Source organism: Bradyrhizobium sp., assembly GCF_049798375.1.
GTDB lineage: Bacteria > Pseudomonadota > Alphaproteobacteria > Rhizobiales > Xanthobacteraceae > Bradyrhizobium.
On sequence record NZ_JBARGP010000576.1, the window covers coordinates 1 to 20,314 of the forward strand.

Below are 20,314 nucleotides of genomic sequence, written 5' to 3' on the forward strand. Positions count from 1 at the left end.
CGCTGAAGGACGCCATCGAGAAAATACATGCGGCAGCCAAAGCGCAGGCGCCGGGCTCATGGATTGTGGTGGCGGGCGGCTGGACCGAGGAGCAGTTCGCCGAGAAGCGCCGGCCGACACCGGCGGAGATCGCGGACGTCGCGCCCGGCAATCCCGTCTACATCCAGCATCTCTACGACTGGTTGCTGCTGTCGCCGAAGGCGATGACGACGCTCGGCATCAAGGAGGACACCGATGTCGCGCCCGGCGGCAAGCTCGAACGCGGTACCGACGGCAGGCCGACCGGCGTGATCGTCGCCGGCGGCAGCGCGCTCGGCAAGATATTCGACCACCTGCCGAAGCCGACACCGGCGCAGCAGGTCGACGGCTCGAAGCGGTTCTTCCGCGAGATGAACAGCCTCGGCATCACCGGCATCATCGATGGCGGCGGCGTCAGCATGTATCCGGCGAACTACCAGGCGTTGTTCAAGCTGTGGCACGACAAGCAGCTGACCGTGCGCATCGCCTATCATCTCTGCGCGCCCAAACCCGGCAGCGAGCTCGCCGAGTTGCAGAACCTGACGCACCTGCTGCCGCAGGGGTTTGGCGACGACATGCTGCACTTCAACGGTCCCGGCGAGATCCTGATCTGGGCCGATTGGACCGACGGCGACATCACGCCGGACGGTAAGGCCAAGCTTTCGGAACTGCTGCACTGGGCCGCCTCGAAGGGCTACACGATCCAGATCCATTGGAATCCCGATCGCACCGTGCACGACCTGCTCGACATCGTCGAGGACATCAACAAGGACATTCCGGTCCGCGACCTCAGATGGACCGTGCTGCACCTCTACGACGCCTCGGAAGCCAGCCTGAAGCGGATGCAGACGCTCGGTCTGATCTGGGGCGTGCAGGACGGGCTCTATTTCGGTGGCGAGCGGCTGCAGCAGGATGTCGGCAAGGAGGCCGTGCGCGCGATGCCGCGGATCGCGACCGCATTGAAGCTGGGGCTCACGGTTGCGGGCGGCACCGACGCGCATCGGGTGTCGTCCTACAATCCGTTCGTCTCGTTGCAATGGTATCTCGATGGCACCACGATCGGCGGCGTGCAGACCAGAGACGAAACGGAAGCCCCGAGCCGCGCACAGGCACTGCAGATGTATACGCGCGCTCCGGCCTTCATGGCGCATGACGACGATAAACGCGGCGCGCTCGAGACGGGCAAATATGCCGACCTCGCCGTACTCACAGCCGACTACATGACCGCGCCGGTTAACGAGGTCAGCAAGATCCGATCGCTGCTCACCATGGTCGGCGGCGAGGTGGTCTACGCAGCCGCGCCGTTCGCCGAACTGGAGACGCGGGCTAAATAGAGAGTTGATTGTCCCCTAACCTCCCAACCAACGCTGTCATCCCAGCGAAAGCCGGGATCCGTACACACCGTCGGTCGTGGCGGGCTCACGCCGTGGCTCCAGGACGGGAAAGCAATTCCGGCTGGTGGCTATGGGTCCCGCCGCGAGGCCGGGATGACAGCGGAGTTTGTCGATCCGGCGGTGAACTCGAACCTGTCTTGCGGTCGTGCTGCGCTGCCACTCGCGGCTGTTACGAGGCACGCGTTCGCCGCTCAGTGCGCGCCCATCGCCACCGGGCGGAATGCCTGCAGCAGCTGCTGGTCGAGTTTGGGGCCCATGTTCTCCATGATCGCGAACGCACGCGCATGCGGGAATGGCGGCCGATAGGCGCGCCGCTCGATCAATGCCGCGTAGATATCGACGATCGTGATCAGCCGCACGATATCGCTGATCTGCTCGCTGTGCAGCGCGTTCGGATAGCCGGAGCCGTCGAGAAATTCGTGATGATGCAGGACCGCGTCCAGCATCTCCGGCGGGAAGCCACCTTGCGCGGCGAGCGCCTCGTAGCCGCGGCGTGGATGCTGGCGCAGGACGGTGATCTCATCCGCATTGAGCTTGCCGTACTTGTCGAGCAGCACGGCGGGCACGAACGCCTTGCCGACATCGTGCAGTAGCGCCGCACGAACCAGGCGGCGCTGATCGTCGTCGCGCATGCCGAGATGCAGCGCGAATCCGACGGCAAATCCGGTCACGAACAAGCAATGGCGATAGGTGTCGTTGTGATGGCAGCCGACCGCCGTCAGCCATTCGCGCAAGGAGGAATGCTTGATCGCCTTGAGGATCTTGTTCTCGGCCGCGATGATATCATCCATCGTCAGCGCGCGGCCGGCCGGCAGCTTCTCGAACATCTGGGCCATCACCTCATGGCCGGCAGCGACACCGCGATTGAGCTGCTTGCCGCGATCGGTCTCGTCGTAGCCGTCATTGGCGGGGAACGAGGCACGAATCCGCTGCAGCATGTCGGCAGGGGAGAACGGCCGCGCGATAGTGTCGGTGGCGCCGAGCGCCCAGGCCTGCATGGTCGCATGGTGCAGCGCCTCGGCCAGCACGAACAGCCGCGGCATATCGCTATAGGCGCGGGAGGCGAGCTTCTTGCGCACCCGCTGCACGCTCTCGGGCGAGCGCATGTTGATGTCGACGACGACACCCGAGAAGCGGCCTTCAGGGTTTTCCGGAATGTCGGAGGTCGGCATCGCCTCGACATCGCCGACCGAGCTCAGGATCTTGAAGAGCTCGCCGCTCTGGTCGCTCCGGTCCGAAGCAAGCAGCAAATGGCGCTTGGATACGGATTGCTGGGCTGTCGCAGTCATGGCTCTCTCATGCACGGGGCAGTATGGACTTCGCGGAGTGGACTTGCGGCATAATCTAACCGGCGAGGGGTTCGCTACATCTTAATAAGCATGTTCAAGCTGTCTGCTTCGGTGCGATTACCTCGTTGAACGTATTGCGATAATCGACCTAATTTGAAGACAGTTTGAATCAAGGAACCGCCGAAGGCTGGCCTCCGGCGGTTCCGATCGGTGTTATTTGCTGCGGCTATCCGCGACGTTCTAGGCCTTCATCGCCGCCTTCACCGCCTCGGCCGTCATTGGCAGACCGCGAACACGCGCGCCGCAGGCGTTGAAGATGGCGTTGCCGAGCGCCGGCGCGATCACGGTCACCGCAGGCTCGCCGACGCCGGTGGCGGGCTCGCCGTTGGCGATGACGCTGACTGCGACCTCCGGCATCTGGCTCATCCGCAGCGGCTTGTAGCTGTCGAAGTTGGTCTGCTCGATGCCGCCATCCTTCAACGTCGCCTTTTCGTACAGCGCCAGCGACAATCCCCACAGCGCCGCGCCCTCGACCTGGGCATGGATGTTGTCGGGATGCACCTGGGTGCCGACATCGGTCGCCACCGTCAGCTTCTTCACCTTGACCTCGCCGGACGGCGCCACCGCGACATGGGCGACGCAGGCGGTCCAGCTTGCGGTCTTGCGTTCCTGCGAAGACACGCAGGCCACGCCCATACCTTCGCCCTTGGGCAGTTGCCGGGTGCCGTAGCCGGCAAGGCCCATGGCCGCGAGCAGCGTGTTGCGCAGCCGCTGCGCGCCGCCATCGTTGGCGCCCTTGCCGTCGAGCAGCGCGATGCGGAACTGGGCAGGATCCTGGCCGGCCGCATGCGCGAGCTCGTCGATCATGCTTTCGACCGCCCAGAACGTCCAGCCCGGCGCCACCGAGCGAAGCTGCCCGGACGGCGTTGCATTATGGGCGAGCTCGTTCTTGATCGCGCGCACATGATGGTTGGGCACGCTGTAGAAGAAGTCGGCGCCGTTCACCGTGAAGGCATCGAGCGGCCCCTTCTTGTCGGCCGAAGGCGACAGGAAATCGGGGATGCCCCAGCGCGCGGTCGGCCACGCCGAGACGACGTCATGGCTGAGCGCGATCAGCTTGCCGTCGCCATCGAGCCCGGCCTTGACTTTCTGGTAGGTCAGCGGCCGCGAGAAATCCATCGTCATGTCATTCTCGCGGGAATAGATCACCTTGACCGGCTTGCCCACCGCCTTCGCCGCCTGCACCGCCGGCACGGTCATGTCGGCATCGAGCCTGCGGCCGAAGCCGCCGCCGAGCCAGGCCTGATGCATCACGACATATTTCGGATCGATCCCGGCCGCCCCCGCCGCGATCGCGCCGGAGCGGGTCGCGAACTGATTACCGGTGTAGACGTGCAGGATGTCGCCCTTGAACTCCGCCGTGGCATTCATCGGCTCCAGCGGCGCATGGATGTTGATGCTGGTGGTGTACTCCGCCTCGACGACCTTGGCTGCATTGGCCAGCGCCGCCGCGGGATCGCCGTCCTTGACGAAGAACTGACCGGAATCGGTCTCCGCCTGCAGCCGCTTGGCCTCGGTCTGCAGCGTCTCGCTGGAGACATTGGCATAGGGACCGTTGTCGTAGGTGATCTTCAGCGCATCCGCCGCCTTGCGGGCATTGGTGTAGGTGTTGGCGACCGCGACCACCCAGCCGCTGGTCGTGTTGGTCTTGTCGTCGAGCGTCACCGCCTTGATGAAGCCCGGCACCTTCTTCGCAGCGCTATCGTCGACCGATTTGACGGTGGCGCCGAAGCGCACCGGCGGGGTGACGACCTTGCCGTAGACCATGCCAGGCAGCATGGTATCGATGCCGTATTTGGCCGTGCCGTTCACCTTCGAGGGGATGTCGAGCTGCGGCACCGAGACGCCGATCATGGTGTATTGATCCGGCGTCTTCAGCGTGATCGCCTTCAGCTCGTCCGGCGTAAAGGTCTTGGTCGCCTTGCCGCTCTTGACGATCTCGGCAAAGCTCATCGACTTCTTCGACTTCGGATGCGTCACTGCAGATTCGCGCACCACGAGTTCGCCGGCAGGGACGCCCATCGCGCTAGCCGCGGCATCCGTCAACGCGATCCGCCCGGCCGCGCCGGCCCGGCTCATCGCGTCGAAATTCATCATCGTGCTCCAGCTGCCGCCGGTGATCTGCGCGCCGAGCACCGGATCGTTGAACTTCGGATCATTGGAGGCGAGCTGCACGCGCATGTCCTTCCAGGCCGCGCCGAGCTCCTCGCAGATGATCTGCGCCATGGTGGAGGCGATGTGCTGACCCATGTCGGCCTTGCCGCACGTCACGGTGACCAAGCCGTCGGGTGCGATCGCGTACCAGACGCTGGGCTCCACATTCGCCGGCGCGGCGGCGAGCGCTACATCCGGCATGCCGGCATAACCGAGCACGAGGCCGCAGGCGGCGCTGCCGATCAGGAACGAGCGGCGGCTGAGATCGGTGGTCTCGCGTGTGACCTGTTCGCCTGATGCAGGCTTCACATGGCTGTTCATGTCGGCCTCCGGTCGCTCGAGGTGTTGGAGGCGGTGCGCATCTCGGATGCCGCACGCATGATCGCCTTCTGGATTCGCGAATAGGTCATGCAACGGCAGAGATTGCCATCCATGTGCTCGACGATCTCTTCCTTGGTCGGATTGTTGTTATGGGCGAGCAGCGAGGCCGCCTGCATGATCTGGCCGGACTGGCAGTAGCCGCATTGCGGCACCTGCTCGGCGATCCACGCCTTCTGCAGCGGATGATCACCCTTCTGCGACAGCCCCTCGATGGTGGTGATCTTCTTGCCGGCGACATCGCCGACCATGGTCTGGCACGAGCGCACCGCCTCGCCGTTGACGTGAACGGTGCAGGCGCCACACAGCCCTGCGCCGCATCCGAACTTGGTGCCGGTCATCTGCAATTGCTCGCGGATGGCCCATAGCAGCGGCGTATCATTCGCCGCATCGACGGACATGTTATGTCCGTTGATGTTGAGAGTAGCCATTCTGTTTCTTCCCCTGCCGGTGCGGGTGCCGCTTACGGCGGCAACTCACTTTATGGGTCACGAATGCCCACCGGGTCGGCATCCGCTTGGCGGCAAGAATGATCGCGTTCCCGTGAACGCGCAACGAGATTTGAAATCGCGTGAGCGAAAATCGGCACGCCATGTTGTGCGACGCAGAAACTCCGCCGCACGAGATACCAGCGGAGAGCCGAAGGCCGGCGGTTTTCGGCGCGCAATGGATCGGTCTACAATGGCCGCGTGCCCGACACCGTCGAGGACAGCCTCATGATGCCATCGCTCCGATTCGCCTGCGCCGCCCTGGCGCTCGGGCTTGCGACAGCAGGGCACAAGCGCAGTAGATCGCGCCCGACTGCATTCATCGCCTGCCCTTCACAGCGACTTTATCCAACAACACGCCGCTTGCCTTCGGCATGGATGTAGGCGAGACCTCGCGCGCTGGGGCAGCCGCTACAGCGCGTCAGTGGACGACCCGGCGCGGACATCTATCTTGCTTTCCGCGATCTCGGCGGCAGCGGACTGATCCCGCACCACGATCGCCTGTTTCTGAAATTTCGCAGAGGTCGCCTGACCGGCTGGAAACAGGAGCACGGCGCAGACTGGATGTGGCAATAGGTTCAATTCGCGGGCACAGCGCCCTCTCACCCAGACTACTCATCAGCAAGGAATGAATGCACCGTGGGACAGGATATCAAGCTCACCGCCTCGGACGGTTTCAAGCTCGGCGCTTATCGCGCTGATCCCACCACCAAGCCGAAAGGCGCGATCGTCGTGATCCAGGAGATTTTTGGCGTCAATCACCACATCCGCCACGTCTGCGACCGTATCGCCGCCGAAGGCTATGTCGCGGTGGCGCCCTCGATCTTCGATCGCGTCGAGCCCGGCTTCACATCAGGCTATTCTCCGGAAGAGATCGCGGTGGCGCGCAAATTCGTCGCCAATCCCGATTGGCCGGCGATGCTGCGCGACACTCAGGCCGCGATCGATGCGGTGAAGGATGTGGGCCCGGTCGGCATCATCGGCTTCTGCCTCGGCGGCAGCGTCGCCTACGCGGCGGCGACCAAGCTGTCGGGCCTCAAGGCCGCGGTGGGCTATTACGGCGGCGCCATCGTGCGCTTCGCCGACGACAAGCCGCAGGTACCGGCGCAGCTGCATTTCGGCGAAAAGGATTCAGGCATTCCGCTCGGCGACGTCGAGACCATCAGGGCCAAGCGTCCCGAGGTCGAGATCTTCGTCTATCCCGGCGCGCAGCATGGCTTCAGCTGCGACGAGCGGCCGAGCTTCGACAAGGCCAGCGCCGACCTCGCCTGGCCGCGCGCGATGGGATTTTTCGCGCAACACCTGACATAGCAGACGTCTTCAGAACCAGCGCTCGCCGACCTGGACCGTGTCGCCGGGCTTGAGCGAGGTGCCGAGCGGCACCTCGTAGCGCAGCGCGCCAGCGCCATCGGTGTGGGTGAGCGTGACGATGTCGCGCTTGGCCCTGGCTGAGAAGCCGCCGGCGATTGCGATCGCGCTCTCGACCGTCATGTTCGGCACATAGGGATATTGGCCGGGCGCCTGCACTTCGCCGAGGATGAAGAACGGCCGGTAGGACTCGATCTCGACTGCGACCGACGGCTCGCGGATATAGCCGTTGCGCAGCTTCGCCGTGATGTCGGCCGCAAGCCCGGCGGTGCTGCGGCCGCGCGCATGCACGCTGCCGATCAGCGGCATCGTGATCGATCCGGAGGCATCGATCGCATAGGTGTTGGTGAGGCCTTCCTGGCCATAGACCACGACGCGCAGCTTGTCGCCGGCATCGAGCTGATAGACGGAGTCGCGTGGCGCGTAGGCGACAGGCACGGGAGCGGCATAGCCGGCGCGCGGCGTAGCGGCAAAGGAATTGCGCAAGGCATCGATCGCGCCGCCGCTTGATCGGGCCACGGCAACCGAGCGCGACACCGGCGGTGGGCCATAAGCCATGGCGTCAAGATCGCTCTGCGAGCCACCGATGGCCACGGGGGAGAGCGTCTGCATGCACCCCGACAGCAACGTCGCGATGGCGATGACAATGACCGGCAGGAAAAACGCGCGCACTAGAGCAATCCCTTAAAGCGGTAGGCTCTAGTGATGCCCCGTTAGGGTTAACAAACCGTTGGCCTCGCCTGATGAGGCAGCAACGGATGCCTTCAATCGCGCGAATAGCCGATCAGCGGCCGACGCGGACGGAACACCAGTATCAGGATGATGCCGAGCAGGCCGAGCACCGCGAACACCGGCTGGTTCAGGATAATCTTGACGATCCACTCCCACAGCCAGGGCGCCTTGCTGTCGACCCAGGCGTGGAAAGCAGCCTGGCTGGACTGGTTGACGTCGTTCCAGAACTGGCCGAAGCGGGTGAATTGCAGGGTCTGGTCGGCCACCCAGCGGGCGCCGTCATAGACCATGAAGATGAACCCGCCGGCCAGCAGCAACAGCCCCAGAAGTCGGAAAAAACCGCGGATCATGCCCTAACCCCGCCCCCTTTGCTGTGCCGCTCGCATCGGGACCAATATTCGCGCGTGCAGACCAGGGGCGGCACGGCAATAATGTTGGCGCCCAAGCAACGCTCAAGATGCGTCCGGGGAACACGAGCCACGCTATTGTTGCCCGTGCAGCTAGGGCATAGCGGGGCGCTTGCGGAAATTCAACCGCGTCAGGAGGTTACGGACGGCGGACGGGGCGGTTTTCGGCGACTTTCGGTCCGCAGAGCCCGTTGACGCTCGACAAGGCGGCCTCTATAAGGGCCGGAAATGGCGGTGGGCGCAGTCCCGCCGCCGCTGTTCTTTGAGCGGCGCCGATCGGGCATTTTGCTGCGGTCACGACATTCTCAGAGAGGCGTCCGGACAAACCTATCGCGTCGATCGGGCCGCTTGCGGCGACCGTTTGCCGCGTATCCGCAAATTGCGGCGAGGGATCGCCGCCGAAGGATATTTGAGAGCATGGCCAATACGACCTCCGCCAAGAAGGCGACGCGCAAGATTGCCCGTCGCACCATCGTCAACAAGTCGCGCCGCACGCAAATGCGCGGCGCGGTGCGCACCGTCGAGGAAGCGATCAAGAAGGGCGATCGCGACGCGGCGCTGAAGGCCATGGCGAACGCCGAGCCGCAGCTGATGCGCGCCGCCCAGCGCAATATCATCCATAAGAACAATGCGAGCCGCAAAGTGTCGCGCCTCTCGCATCAGATCGCGAAGCTCGCCAAGTAAACTGGATCGAGTGAACTTGGTCGAGTGAACTCGATCAGGTGAACGCGACGGGTGACGTGATCGCGCGGTATTGCGACCGACGAAAGTTGTAATTGACGAAGCCCGGCAATGCCGGGCTTTTTCTTTTCAGGACAATTTTTCAGAGCAGTCTTCTGTTCGGCGCAACGCGCACGCGATCATGCACGCGCGAACGCGCAAGCGATCATGCAACATCGCGGCGGTCGCGGTCGTTCCGTGTTCGCGTTTTTTGCGCATGCATTCCGTAATCTTACGCGGTGATAAATTTATCCCACCTGCAACGCACGCGCGTTTGTCGGCATTTTTGCTTGCACAGTATTGTCAATAGAGCAGGCCGGGAGATTCACATCGCATGCGCCGCGAGAGAGGAGTTACCCCAAAAAAATAATCGCAAAAAACACCGTCTCGAAAATGACTTAAGCGCATAGCGAGTCCAACTGTTTGGAAAAGCAGTCGCGCGACGGACAAACGTAAATATTTTATGAAAAATTTTGGGCGCACACGCTGCTTCGTCACACGCGAGATTCCTCGCGCTGATTCAAGAACATGCTTTCTTAACGCGCAACGTGTCGTCGCAACTGCTGCGAAGACTCGCTGCAGTGCGCCGATCAAATGGATTGCGAGAACCGGCGCATCGTGTATTTCTTTAATCGCTCGCGGCGCCCACGATCTTTAAGACCAGCGCGGTTTTGGAAACGGGGCGGACGCGCAAATCGGCGGCGGTGTGCGCGTTAGTGAGGCTCCAAGCGAATGTCGGTTCGTGATCCATAGCGGTATGGGTGACAGTTGGACTATGTCGAAATTTCTCGGACGGGGCATCCATGTCTCGTGGTTTTGAACAAGAGAAATACGAGATGAGGTCGAACCGGCAGACGTGGCGAGGCAGCGTTTGCGAGCGGGACAATAGACGGGATGTGGCGGCGTAGCGGATGAACCTTGGGGGTTCGGATGCGGCTGCTTTTGAGACATGTGTGAAATGACAACTTGCCGTGAGCGATCGCGGCGGGGCGGGGAGGTTGCATGCTTTACGGACACTTTGCGGTTTCACACCAACAACTGGTTCCGGATCGCGACCTCTTAGCGACTCTTTCCGGCCGCTTGGCGTTCAGTCGTTCGGCCATGGGACTTCCTGTGGGTCCCCCTGCGCTTTCTCCGGCAAGGCCGTCGAGTACGCGCTGACCTCACGGAGACGATACTTCAGACAGCCTTGATCTGTGCATCGGCATCAGCGCCGAGCGGCGGAGCTGTTTCTGGAGTTTGAATTCCGCCTCGAGGTCATGCCGTGGCAGCGCGTCTGCACGGCATTTCATACGGCACCCATCACTCAATTCGAAAAGTTACGACAGCAATGACAAATTCGGAACAGGATCGCTGGTCTCGTGTCAAAGGTCGCCTGCGCTCGAGCGTCGGCGAGGATGTCTACACCAGCTGGTTCGCGCGGATGGACCTGGAAGGCGTTCAGGACGAAAGCGTCCGCCTGTCGGTCCCGACGCGCTTCCTGAAGAGCTGGATTCAGGCGCATTATTCCGAGCGCGTGCTGACGTGCTGGCAGGCCGAGATGCCGGAGGTGCACCGCATCGATCTCACCGTGCGCACGGCGATGCGCCAAGTGGCACCAGTCAAGGAAGTGCCGGCGCCGGTCGAAGCGCGCCGTCCCGAGCGCACCGACAACCGTGGAGGAATCGAGCAGCGCACGACCATGGCGGCGCCGATCGCGACCAGCCATGACGCGCTCGGCGGCTCGCCGCTTGATCCCCGCCTCACTTTCGCAAGCTTCGTGGTCGGTCGCTCCAACACGCTGGCGCAGGCCGCTGCCCGCCAGGTGGCCGAAGGCCGCCGCGGCGATCCCGTGATGTTCAATCCGCTCTACATCCACGCCGGTGTCGGCCTCGGCAAGACGCATCTGTTGCAGGCCGTGACCTTTGCCGGCAATGCCGGTGGCGAGCGCAAGGTGCTGTATCTCACCGCCGAGAAATTCATGTACGGCTTTGTCGCCGCGCTGAAGACGCAGACGGCGCTGGCCTTCAAGGAAGCGCTACGCGGCATCGACGTGCTGGTCATCGACGACCTGCAATTCCTGCAGGGCAAGTCGACCCAGGCCGAGTTCTGTCACACGCTGAACGCGCTGATCGACGCCGGCCGCCAGGTCGTGATCGCAGCCGACCGTCCGCCGTCCGATCTCGAAAGCCTCGACGACCGCGTCCGCTCGCGCCTGGCCGGCGGCCTCGTGGTCGAAATGGGCACGCTCGGCGAAGACTTGCGGCTCGGCATTCTCAAGTCGCGCGTTGCAGCGGCCCGCAGCCATCATGCGAGCTTCGACGTGCCGGAGCCCGTGCTGGATTATCTCGCTCGCGCCATCACCCATAATGGCCGCGACCTCGAAGGCGCCATCAACCGCCTGCTCGCGCACTCCAAGCTCAACAACCAGCCGGTGACCTTGGAGATGGCCGAGCGCGAGGTTCGCGACCTGATCCGCCCCTCGGAGCCGAAGCGCATCAAGATCGAGGACATCCAGCGGGTGGTGGCGCGGCAGTACAATGTCAGCCGTTCCGACCTGCTGTCCTCGCGCCGCACCGCCAATGTGGTGCGCCCGCGCCAGGTCGCGATGTATCTGGCCAAGACCATGACGCTGCGCTCGCTGCCCGAGATCGGCCGCCGCTTTGGCGGACGCGACCACACCACGGTGCTGCATGCCGTGCGCAAGATCGAGGGGTTGGTCGGCAAGGACACCGCGCTGTCGGAAGAGGTCGAATCCCTCAAGCGCCAGCTCCAGGAATAGGCATTCCGCTGGCGGAGCCTGGACAGAATGTCGGGCTCCCGCCGCCTTATCGGTTTGTCCCGCCCCAGCCGGGCTGCAGGGCTCTCGGCGGCTGCCGAAACCTTGGAAATGGCCGCCCCATCTCTTGCACTTGCGCCGCATCCGCGCCACTTTACGCTCCCCCTGCGCCCAAGGCTTTGATCGAGACTTTGATCGAGGCTTTGACCGGGAGCGGGGTGTCATCGGCCGCGGCGCTGCCCAAAAGCCCGCCGGCATTTCCTAACGACAGGCTCAGTGGGAACTCGCGGGTATTGCAATGAAGGTCACCGTCGAACGCGCGCAACTCCTGAAGTCGCTGGGTCACGTCCATCGCGTGGTCGAACGGCGCAACACCATTCCAATCCTCGGCAACGTGCTGATCCGCGCCGAGAACACGCAGCTTGCACTGAAGGCGACCGATCTCGATCTCGAGGTGACGGAGACGCTGCCCGCGGAGACGGCGACCGCCGGCTCGACCACGGTGCCGGCCCACATGTTCTATGACATCGTGCGCAAGCTGCCCGACGGCTCCCAGATCGTGCTGGAAAGCGATGGCGAGCGCGCCGTGCTGGCGATCCGCGCCGGCCGCTCGCGTTTCACCTTGCAGACACTACCGGAGACCGACTTCCCGGATCTCGCTGCTGGCGACATGACGCATGCCTTCTCGCTCGGCGCCCGCGACCTGAAGGACCTGATCGACCGCACCCAGTTTGCGATCTCGACCGAAGAGACCCGCTATTATCTGAACGGCATCTTCCTGCACGCGGCCGGCAGCGGCGTGCAGGCCACCCTGCGCGGCGTTGCGACCGACGGCCACCGGCTCGCCCAGGTCGACCTACCGCAGCCGAAGGGCGCCGCCGACATGCCCGGCGTGATCGTGCCGCGCAAGACTGTCGGCGAGGTGCAGCGCCTGATCGAGGACAATACCAGCGAGATCAAGATCGAGCTGTCGCAGGGCAAGATCCGCTTCACCCTCGGCCAGGTGGTTCTGACTTCGAAACTGATCGACGGCACCTTCCCCGATTACGGCCGCGTCATTCCGCAGAACAACGACAAGGAGTTGGTCGTCGACAAAGGCGACTTCGCCGCCGCCGTTGACCGCGTCTCCACCATTTCCTCAGAGCGTGGCCGCGCCGTGAAGCTGGCTCTGTCCCCCGGCAAGCTCATACTTTCGGTGACCAATCCCGACTCCGGCAGCGCCACCGAGGAACTCGAGGTCGAATACGCCTCCGACGCGCTCGATATCGGCTTCAACTCGCGCTATTTGATGGACATCGCCGCGCAGATCGAGGGCGACGTCGCGGTGTTGCGGCTGGCCGATCCGGGCTCGCCGACCCTGGTCCAGGACAAGAACAATTCGGCCGCGCTCTACGTGCTGATGCCGATGCGGGTGTGACGTGACCCGGCTGCGTAGGGTGGGCAAAGCGTAGCGTGCCCACCATCTAAGCTGACAGGCCGTGGGCACGGCGCTGCACGTCGTTGCCCACCCTACGTTTCCCGCTCAGTAGCGCCGTCGTTGCGAGCGAAGCGACGCAATCCAGCGCCAAAAGAAACGAAGTCTGGATTGCTTCGTAGCCTTCGGCTCCTCGCAATGACGGACGACCGAGATCACGCGCTGCGCCCTTTCATGACCCCTTCCCGCATCCATCGCCTGGCGCTGACGCAGTTTCGCAGCTACCGCTCCGCAAGCGTGGAAGCGCATGCCGATATGATCGCGCTGGTCGGCGCCAACGGCGCCGGCAAGACCAATTGCCTGGAGGCGATCTCGTTCTTCGCGCCCGGCCGCGGCTTACGCCGTGCCACGCTGGAGGACGTTGCCGATAACCAGGGCGACGGCTCCTGGGCCGTCTCGGCGGAGGTCGAGGGCGCACTCGGGCTGACCGTGCTCGGCACCGGCATCGAGCCGCCGCGCAGTGATGCCAATACGACGCGGCGCTGCCGGATCGACCGCGAGCCTGTGGGCTCGGCGACCGCCTTCGGCGACCATATCCGCATGGTCTGGCTGACGCCGGCAATGGACGGGCTGTTCATGGGCTCGGCGTCCGAGCGGCGGCGCTTCTTCGACCGGCTGGTGCTGGCAATCGACAGCCAGCATTCCAGCCGCGTCTCGGCACTGGAGCGTTCCTTGCGCTCGCGCAACCGGCTGCTCGAGGTGCGCAATTTTGATGACCATTGGTGCGAAGCGATCGAGCGCGAGACCGCGGAACTTGCGGTCGCCGTCGCTGCGAGCCGCGGTCACACCGCCGTCAAGCTGGCCGCGATGCTGCGTGCCCGCGGTGCCGCCTCCGCCTTCCCCTCGGCCGAAATTGCGCTCGACGGCTGGATGGAGAACGCACTGCTGTCAGAGCCCGCGCTCGCGGTCGAAGACCGCTACCGCGCCATGCTGCGCGACAGCCGCGCCCGCGACGCCGCCGCCGGCCGCACGCTCGACGGTCCGCATCTGACCGACCTGCAAATCGTCTATGCGCCGAAGAGCATGCCGGCGCGCGATGCTTCGACCGGCGAGCAGAAAGCGCTGTTGATCGGCCTGATCCTCGCGCATGCGACGCTGGTGGCGGAAACCACAGATATCGTGCCGCTGCTGCTGCTCGACGAGATCGTTGCCCACCTCGATCCCACCCGCCGTGCCGCTTTGTTCACCGAACTCGGCACGCTCGGCGCGCAGGTCTGGCTGACCGGCGCCGACCCGGCCGCTTTCGCCGAGCTCGGACCTGCAGGCGAGATCTTCGACGTCGAAGCGGGCCGGATCGCACGCCGCGCGGCGTGACGTCGGTACGCTGAAAAATAGGCCTGTCGCACGCCACTTGAACGGCTCGAAAATCCGGCGTTTTGCGGGACCAAAACAAGCCCTCGATTCAGGCTTGAAGGGCTTGCAAATCCAGCCCTTATGCGCCTTGAAAAACCATTAAAAAATTCTATCTCTTCAATATCTTAACGAGTGCCACTTTGCGCTAGGCGCGTGGCCTCTTTCATGGCACAAATACGCGCCTCAGCATGGCGCCGCATATCGCTGATTCGAGCACCCCTCAAAGGCTTCACATGACCGAACCCGCCCGGCAATCGATCGCCGAAACCGAGCCTGCCGTCGCGAGCGAATACGGTGCAGAATCGATCCGGGTGCTGAAGGGCCTGGATGCCGTGCGCAAGCGGCCTGGCATGTATATCGGCGATACCGATGACGGCTCCGGCCTGCACCACATGGTCTATGAGGTCGTCGACAACGCGATCGACGAAGCACTCGCAGGCCATGCCACCGCGGTCGAGGTGGTCCTCAATCCCGACAATTCCGTCACCGTGCGCGACGACGGCCGCGGCATTCCGGTCGACATCCACAAGGAGGAAGGCGTCTCGGCGGCAGAGGTCATCATGACCCAGCTCCACGCCGGCGGCAAATTCGACCAGAACTCCTACAAGGTTTCCGGCGGCCTGCATGGCGTCGGCGTCTCCGTCGTCAACGCGCTGTCGAGCAAGCTGCAGCTGCGCATCTGGCGCCAGGGCAAGGAGCACCTGATCGAGTTCGCGCACGGCGATGCCGTGGCGCCGCTTGCGGTGGTCGGTGATGCCCATGGCAAACGCGGCACCGAGGTGACCTTCCACGCCTCGCCAGAGACCTTCAAGAACATCGAATACGACTACGCGACGCTCGAGCATCGCCTGCGCGAGCTCGCCTTCCTCAATTCCGGCGTTAACATCGTGCTGTCCGACATGCGCCACGCGGTCGAGAAGCGCGAGGAGATGCACTATTCCGGCGGCGTCGAGGAATTCGTCAAATATCTCGATCGCAACAAGAAGGCGATCATGCCGGCGCCGATCATCGTGCGCTCGGAAGCCAACGGCATCACGGTCGAGGCCGCGCTGTGGTGGAACGACAGCTACCATGAAAACGTGCTGTGCTTCACCAACAATATTCCGCAGCGTGACGGCGGCACCCATCTCGCCGGCTTCCGCGGCGCGCTGACGCGTCAGGTCAACGGCTATGCCGAGGCCAATGCGAAAAAGGAAAAGATCGCGCTGACCGGCGACGATTGCCGCGAAGGTTTGACTTCGGTGCTGTCGGTGAAGGTGCCAGACCCGAAGTTCTCCTCGCAGACCAAGGACAAGCTGGTGTCCTCCGAAGTGCGGCCCGTGGTCGAGAACGTCCTGAACGAGGCGCTGTCGGCCTGGTTCGAGGAGCACCCGGCAGAGGCCAAGGTGGTGGTCGGCAAGGTGATCCAGGCGGCCGCCGCACGCGAAGCCGCGCGAAAAGCGCGCGAGCTGACCCGCAAGAGCCCGCTCGCGATCTCCTCGCTGCCCGGCAAGCTCGCCGACTGCCAGGAGAAGGATCCGGCCAAGTCCGAGCTGTTCATCGTCGAGGGCGACTCGGCAGGCGGCAGCGCCAAGCAGGGCCGCAACCGCGAATTCCAGGCGGTGCTACCGCTGCGCGGCAAGATCCTCAATGTCGAGCGCGTGCGTCCGGACAAGATGCTGTCGAGCGAGCAGAGCGGCACCCTGATCACCGCGCTCGGCACCGGCATCAGTGACGACTTCTCGGCCGACAAGCTGCGTTATCACAAGATCATCGTGATGACCGACGCCGACGTCGACGGCGCCCATATCCGCACGCTGCTGCTCACCTTCTTCTACCGGCAGATGCGCGAGATCATCGATCGCGGCCATCTCTATATCGCCCAGCCGCCGCTCTATAAGGTGACGCGCGGAAAGTCCGAGCAGTACCTCAAGGACCAACGCGCGCTGGACGACTACCTGATTTCGGTCGGGCTCAATGATTGCTTGTTCAAGACGGCCTCCGGTGAGGACCGCAAGGGACGCGACCTGCTGTCGCTGGTCGACGACGCGCGCATCGTCCGCAACGTGCTGGGCAATCTGCACAGCCGCTACGACCGTAAGGTGGTCGAGCAGGCCGCGATCGCCGGCGTCTTGCGTCATGAGGTCGTTGACAATCTGGAGACAGCCGAGGCCGCTGCCGACTACATCGCCAGGCGGCTCGATGTGCTGGCCGACGAAGTCGAGCGGGGCTGGATCGGTCATTTTACCGAAGGCCAGGGCTTCACGTTCGAGCGCACCGTACGCGGCGTAAAGGACGTCGCCGTGATCGACGATGCCCTGCTAGCCTCCACCGATGCACGCAAGCTCGACGAATACGCGCCGCGCCTGCAGGAGGCCTATGCCCGGCCGGGCGTTCTACGCCGCGGCGAGACCGAGACCGTGATTCACGGCCCGGTCGATCTGTTCGAGGCGGTGACCGATGCCGGTCGCAAGGGCATCACCATGCAACGCTACAAAGGTCTCGGCGAGATGAACCCGCAGCAGCTCTGGGAAACCACGCTCGACACCGAGGCGCGCACCCTGCTGCAGGTGAAGGTCAAGGAGGTCGACGAGGCCGACGACATCTTCACCAAGCTGATGGGCGACGTGGTCGAGCCGCGCCGCGAGTTCATCCAGGACAACTCGCTGAGCGCCAACGTCGACGTGTAGTGTCGACGGCTATTGGTGGGCAAGATCCTCAGCCGGCATCTGCCTGCTGTCGGTGCTGCGAGATCCCTGCTTATTCCGAAGCACGGGTCGATCCGGGCTGTTCTGCCTCGACCTGAACAAGTCCCGGCTTTGGTCGAAACTCCAACGCACGATAGACGTCGGAGAGCTTCAGCTCCATGTGCAGCTTCGCGAACATGATCGATGCTTCGAGGCCCTCGACCACCGCCGACGTCCAGCTTCGATCGCCTTTTCGGAAATGGAATTGAACCTTGGGATTTTCCGTATCGACGAGCAACACGTACTCTAGCGCGTCGAGCGCTTGATATTCCTGCAGCTTGATCGTGACGTCCATGGCGCGCGTCGTTGGAGAGAGCACTTCGATCAGCAGCGCAGGTTTGTCGGCTTCCAGTGACTCCTCGTCCGGCTTCCCGCAGTCAACGCCCACATCAGGCATGCGCCGCGTCGTGGGCGACGTCGAAACGTAGGTATCACCCGTGAAAGTTTGACAAGGACCGGATCGCAATTGTCCGTCCATCGTGGCGATCAGGTTGACCACGACACGATCGTGCCGCCGGCCAGCCCCGGCCATCATCACGACCTCACTGTCGACGAGTTCGTACCGCCCTTCCTGCCCAGGCAGCCAGGCGAAGAACTGTTCCGGAGAGAGCTTGTTTATCGACGACAGCCGCATTCTGGAACTTTATCATTATCCCCTCGCCAACTCTACCCCGTCAGGGTAAGGACGCCTCGCGTCGGATGGGGCCGATCCGGATCCGCGCCGGCTCCTGTAGCGACGCAGGGTTCAAGACCAGACTTTGGAGCGGCATTGGTCGATTGTTGATAGGCCCACTGAACTTCGAAAGGTCGAGTTGAGTTCGACCGCCAACGATCGGCTCAATTCCAGCCTAAGAATTCCAGGGCGTAGCGAGGCGAGATGTGATACCCAGTATCTCGCTTCCGATCTGCAGACCGCGGCATTTCCGACTGAGGCGCATCGAAATATAACCAGGGCTTCGAACACGGACGCGAGACTGCATGGCGCCGATCCAATACATCATTGAGGGCGGCCACCGGTTGAAGGGCGCCATCGAGCCCCAGGGCAACAAGAACGCCGCGCTGCCGATCATCGCCGCGGCGCTGCTGACCGAACATCCGGTCACGCTCGACAACGTTCCGCGCATCCGCGACACCGAGACCCTGGTCGAGCTGATCAGATCGGTTGGCGCTTCTGCCGAATGGCGCGGCCGGAACCGGCTTGCGATCCACGCCAAGGAGATCCGCGCCGCCGATCTCGATCCGGAGCTGTGCATCCGCATCCGCGCCTCGATCCTGCTCGCCGGCCCCCTGCTCGCCCGTTGCGGCCAGGTGGCGCTACCGCCGCCGGGCGGCGACGTGATCGGCCGGCGTCGTCTCGACACCCACTTTTTGGCGTTCGAGCAGCTCGGCGCCACCGTGACCGCGACCGACAAGATCGAGCTGCGCGCAAGCCAGCTCAAGGGCGCCGACGTCTTCCTCGACGAGCCCAGTGTCACCGCCACCGAGAACGCACTGGTCGCTGCGGTTGCCGCGCACGGCACGACCTATCTGCGCAACGCGGCCTCCGAGCCGCACGTGCAGGACCTCGCCCATTTCCTGGTCGCGTTGGGCGCCAATATCGAGGGCATCGGTACCAACACCATGGTGATCCACGGCCCGGCCACGCTAGGCCAGGCGAGCTACGCCATCCAGCCCGACCATATCGAGGTCGGCTCGCTGATCGGGCTTGCCGCGGTGACGCGCTCGCCCCTGCGCATCGTGCGCGCCGGCACCGAGCATCTGCGCTCGATCCGGATGGGGTTCGAGCGGCTCGGCATCGTCTGCGAGGTCACCGGCGACGATTTGATCGTGCCGTCCGACCAGAGCTTGAAGATCAGGGACGATTTCGGCGGCCACGTGCCGAAGCTGGAAGACCAGCCCTGGCCCGCCTTCCCGGCCGACCTGATGTCGATCGCGATCGTCACCGCGAGCCAGTGCGCCGGCCTGATCCTGATGTTCGAGAAGATGTTCGAGTCGCGGATGTTCTTCGTCGACAAGCTGATCTCGATGGGCGCGCGCATCGTGCTGTGCGATCCGCATCGCGCCATCGTCGCCGGCCCCAGCCGGCTGCGCGGCGCCTCAATGATCTCGCCCGACATCCGCGCCGGCATGGCGATGCTGCTCGCCGCCGTCTGCGCCGAGGGCACCTCGACCATCAACAACGCCGACCAGATCGAGCGCGGCTATGAACGCATCGACGAGCGGTTGAACGCGCTCGGCGCGAAGATCGAGGGGATCGGCACCAACACCATGATCGTGCATGGCCCGGCCACGCTGGGCGAAACGAGCTACCGGATTCAGCCCGACCATATCGAGGTCGGCTCGCTGATCGGGCTTGCCGCCGTGACGCGCTCGCCGCTCCGTATCGTGCGCGCCGGCGTCGAGCATCTGCGCTCGATCCGCATGGGTTTTGAGCGGCTCGGCATCGTCTGCCGCGTCGAGGGCGACGATCTCATCGTGCCCTCCAATCAGACGCTGAAGATCCAGGACGATTTTGGCGGCCACGTGCCGAAGCTGGAGGACCAGCCCTGGCCGGCGTTCCCGGCGGATCTGATGTCGATCGCGATCGTCACCGCCACGCAATGCGAGGGCGTGATCCTGATGTTCGAGAAGATGTTCGAATCGCGGATGTTCTTCGTCGACAAGCTGATCGCGATGGGCGCGCGCATCGTGCTGTGCGACCCGCACCGTGCCATCGTCGCCGGCCCGAGCCGGATGCGCGGCGCCTCCATGATCTCCCCCGACATCCGCGCCGGCATGGCCATGCTGCTCGCCGCCCTCTCGGCCGAAGGCACCAGCACGATCAACAACGCCGACCAGATCGAACGCGGCTATGAGCGCATCGACGAGCGGCTGAACGGGCTGGGTGCGAAGATCACACGCGTGCCGGCACGGGAGCGGTAGTGCATTGGGCTGGCGCCACTCGGGGGGCCAACTTCACCGCGCCGGTGCTGGTTGCCGCAGCAGCAGCACGATG

14 protein-coding genes and 1 pseudogene are annotated in these 20,314 nt (G+C 63.9%); 9 read left to right on the forward strand and 6 right to left on the reverse strand.

Annotated elements, in window-relative coordinates:
* Positions 1-1,352 (forward strand): amidohydrolase (locus WA702_RS23045; RefSeq protein ID WP_425112866.1); only part of this gene is annotated, 1,352 nt, incomplete at its 5' end.
* Positions 1,353-1,603: 251 nt separating this feature from the next.
* On the opposite strand, the gene WA702_RS23050 is transcribed toward WA702_RS23045, so the two are convergent.
* From WA702_RS23050 to WA702_RS23060, 3 genes are all read right to left on the reverse strand, one after another.
* A complete protein-coding gene (locus WA702_RS23050) occupies positions 1,604-2,701 on the reverse strand; it encodes an HD-GYP domain-containing protein (RefSeq protein WP_425112867.1) in 1,098 nt (365 codons plus the stop codon).
* Between the two features lie 240 nt (positions 2,702-2,941).
* Positions 2,942-5,236, reverse strand: a complete 2,295-nt coding sequence (locus WA702_RS23055; protein WP_425112868.1) for a molybdopterin cofactor-binding domain-containing protein — start codon at positions 5,234-5,236, stop codon at positions 2,942-2,944.
* On the reverse strand, positions 5,233-5,724 hold the full coding sequence (locus WA702_RS23060) for a (2Fe-2S)-binding protein (protein WP_425112869.1): 492 nt from the start codon (positions 5,722-5,724) through the stop codon (positions 5,233-5,235). The genes WA702_RS23055 and WA702_RS23060 overlap by 4 nt, the downstream gene beginning before the upstream one ends.
* A gap of 359 nt (positions 5,725-6,083) precedes the next feature.
* On the opposite strand from WA702_RS23060, the pseudogene WA702_RS23065 reads away from it, so the two are divergent.
* A pseudogene (locus WA702_RS23065) lies at positions 6,084-6,357 on the forward strand (hypothetical protein).
* Positions 6,358-6,420: 63 nt separating this feature from the next.
* Positions 6,421-7,092: a dienelactone hydrolase family protein gene (locus tag WA702_RS23070; protein WP_425112870.1), complete on the forward strand. Its 672-nt coding sequence runs from the start codon at positions 6,421-6,423 to the stop codon at positions 7,090-7,092.
* 9 nt (positions 7,093-7,101) lie between these two features.
* Here WA702_RS23070 and WA702_RS23075 read toward each other — a convergent pair whose 3' ends face one another.
* Both WA702_RS23075 and WA702_RS23080 read right to left on the reverse strand, forming a co-directional pair.
* A complete protein-coding gene (locus WA702_RS23075) occupies positions 7,102-7,821 on the reverse strand; it encodes a polysaccharide biosynthesis/export family protein (protein WP_425112871.1) in 720 nt (239 codons plus the stop codon).
* A gap of 92 nt (positions 7,822-7,913) precedes the next feature.
* Positions 7,914-8,231, reverse strand: a complete 318-nt coding sequence (locus WA702_RS23080; protein WP_425112872.1) for a hypothetical protein — start codon at positions 8,229-8,231, stop codon at positions 7,914-7,916.
* Between the two features lie 474 nt (positions 8,232-8,705).
* Between WA702_RS23080 and rpsT the strand changes: the two genes are divergently transcribed.
* The 5 genes from rpsT to gyrB all read left to right on the forward strand — a co-directional run bounded on the left by rpsT (position 8,706) and on the right by gyrB (position 17,262).
* Positions 8,706-8,972, forward strand: a complete 267-nt coding sequence (gene rpsT, locus WA702_RS23085; RefSeq protein ID WP_425112873.1) for a 30S ribosomal protein S20 — start codon at positions 8,706-8,708, stop codon at positions 8,970-8,972.
* A 1,366-nt stretch (positions 8,973-10,338) separates the two neighbouring features.
* Entirely contained in the window at positions 10,339-11,769 is a 1,431-nt protein-coding gene (gene dnaA, locus WA702_RS23090; RefSeq protein ID WP_425112874.1) for a chromosomal replication initiator protein DnaA, read from the forward strand.
* A 295-nt stretch (positions 11,770-12,064) separates the two neighbouring features.
* The gene (gene dnaN, locus WA702_RS23095) at positions 12,065-13,183 is read left to right on the forward strand and encodes a DNA polymerase III subunit beta (RefSeq protein WP_425112875.1); all 1,119 of its coding nucleotides are present in this window, start codon (positions 12,065-12,067) and stop codon (positions 13,181-13,183) included.
* Positions 13,184-13,414: 231 nt separating this feature from the next.
* Positions 13,415-14,554: a DNA replication/repair protein RecF gene (gene recF, locus WA702_RS23100; RefSeq protein WP_425112876.1), complete on the forward strand. Its 1,140-nt coding sequence runs from the start codon at positions 13,415-13,417 to the stop codon at positions 14,552-14,554.
* A gap of 272 nt (positions 14,555-14,826) precedes the next feature.
* Entirely contained in the window at positions 14,827-17,262 is a 2,436-nt protein-coding gene (gyrB, locus tag WA702_RS23105; RefSeq protein ID WP_425112877.1) for a DNA topoisomerase (ATP-hydrolyzing) subunit B, read from the forward strand.
* A gap of 70 nt (positions 17,263-17,332) precedes the next feature.
* Here the strand turns inward: gyrB and WA702_RS23110 are convergent, their stop codons facing one another.
* Positions 17,333-17,953: a Uma2 family endonuclease gene (locus WA702_RS23110; protein WP_425112878.1), complete on the reverse strand. Its 621-nt coding sequence runs from the start codon at positions 17,951-17,953 to the stop codon at positions 17,333-17,335.
* Positions 17,954-18,297: 344 nt separating this feature from the next.
* Here WA702_RS23110 and murA point away from each other — a divergent pair, with 344 nt between their 5' ends.
* Positions 18,298-20,241: a UDP-N-acetylglucosamine 1-carboxyvinyltransferase gene (murA, locus tag WA702_RS23115; RefSeq protein WP_425112879.1), complete on the forward strand. Its 1,944-nt coding sequence runs from the start codon at positions 18,298-18,300 to the stop codon at positions 20,239-20,241.
* Positions 20,242-20,314: the final 73 nt, after the last annotated feature.

What these genes read in the sequence shown, in the direction of transcription:
- WA702_RS23050 (WP_425112867.1), bottom strand. Translation starts at nt 2,701, where the DNA reads ATGACTGCGACAGCCCAGCAATCCGTATCCAAGCGCCATTTGCTGCTT.
- WA702_RS23055 (WP_425112868.1), bottom strand. Translation starts at nt 5,236, where the DNA reads ATGAACAGCCATGTGAAGCCTGCATCAGGCGAACAGGTCACACGCGAG.
- WA702_RS23060 (WP_425112869.1), bottom strand. Translation starts at nt 5,724, where the DNA reads ATGGCTACTCTCAACATCAACGGACATAACATGTCCGTCGATGCGGCG.
- WA702_RS23080 (WP_425112872.1), bottom strand. Translation starts at nt 8,231, where the DNA reads ATGATCCGCGGTTTTTTCCGACTTCTGGGGCTGTTGCTGCTGGCCGGC.
- rpsT (WP_425112873.1), top strand. Translation starts at nt 8,706, where the DNA reads ATGGCCAATACGACCTCCGCCAAGAAGGCGACGCGCAAGATTGCCCGT.
- dnaA (WP_425112874.1), top strand. Translation starts at nt 10,339, where the DNA reads ATGACAAATTCGGAACAGGATCGCTGGTCTCGTGTCAAAGGTCGCCTG.
- dnaN (WP_425112875.1), top strand. Translation starts at nt 12,065, where the DNA reads ATGAAGGTCACCGTCGAACGCGCGCAACTCCTGAAGTCGCTGGGTCAC.
- recF (WP_425112876.1), top strand. Translation starts at nt 13,415, where the DNA reads ATGACCCCTTCCCGCATCCATCGCCTGGCGCTGACGCAGTTTCGCAGC.
- gyrB (WP_425112877.1), top strand. Translation starts at nt 14,827, where the DNA reads ATGACCGAACCCGCCCGGCAATCGATCGCCGAAACCGAGCCTGCCGTC.
- WA702_RS23110 (WP_425112878.1), bottom strand. Translation starts at nt 17,953, where the DNA reads ATGCGGCTGTCGTCGATAAACAAGCTCTCTCCGGAACAGTTCTTCGCC.
- murA (WP_425112879.1), top strand. Translation starts at nt 18,298, where the DNA reads ATGGCGCCGATCCAATACATCATTGAGGGCGGCCACCGGTTGAAGGGC.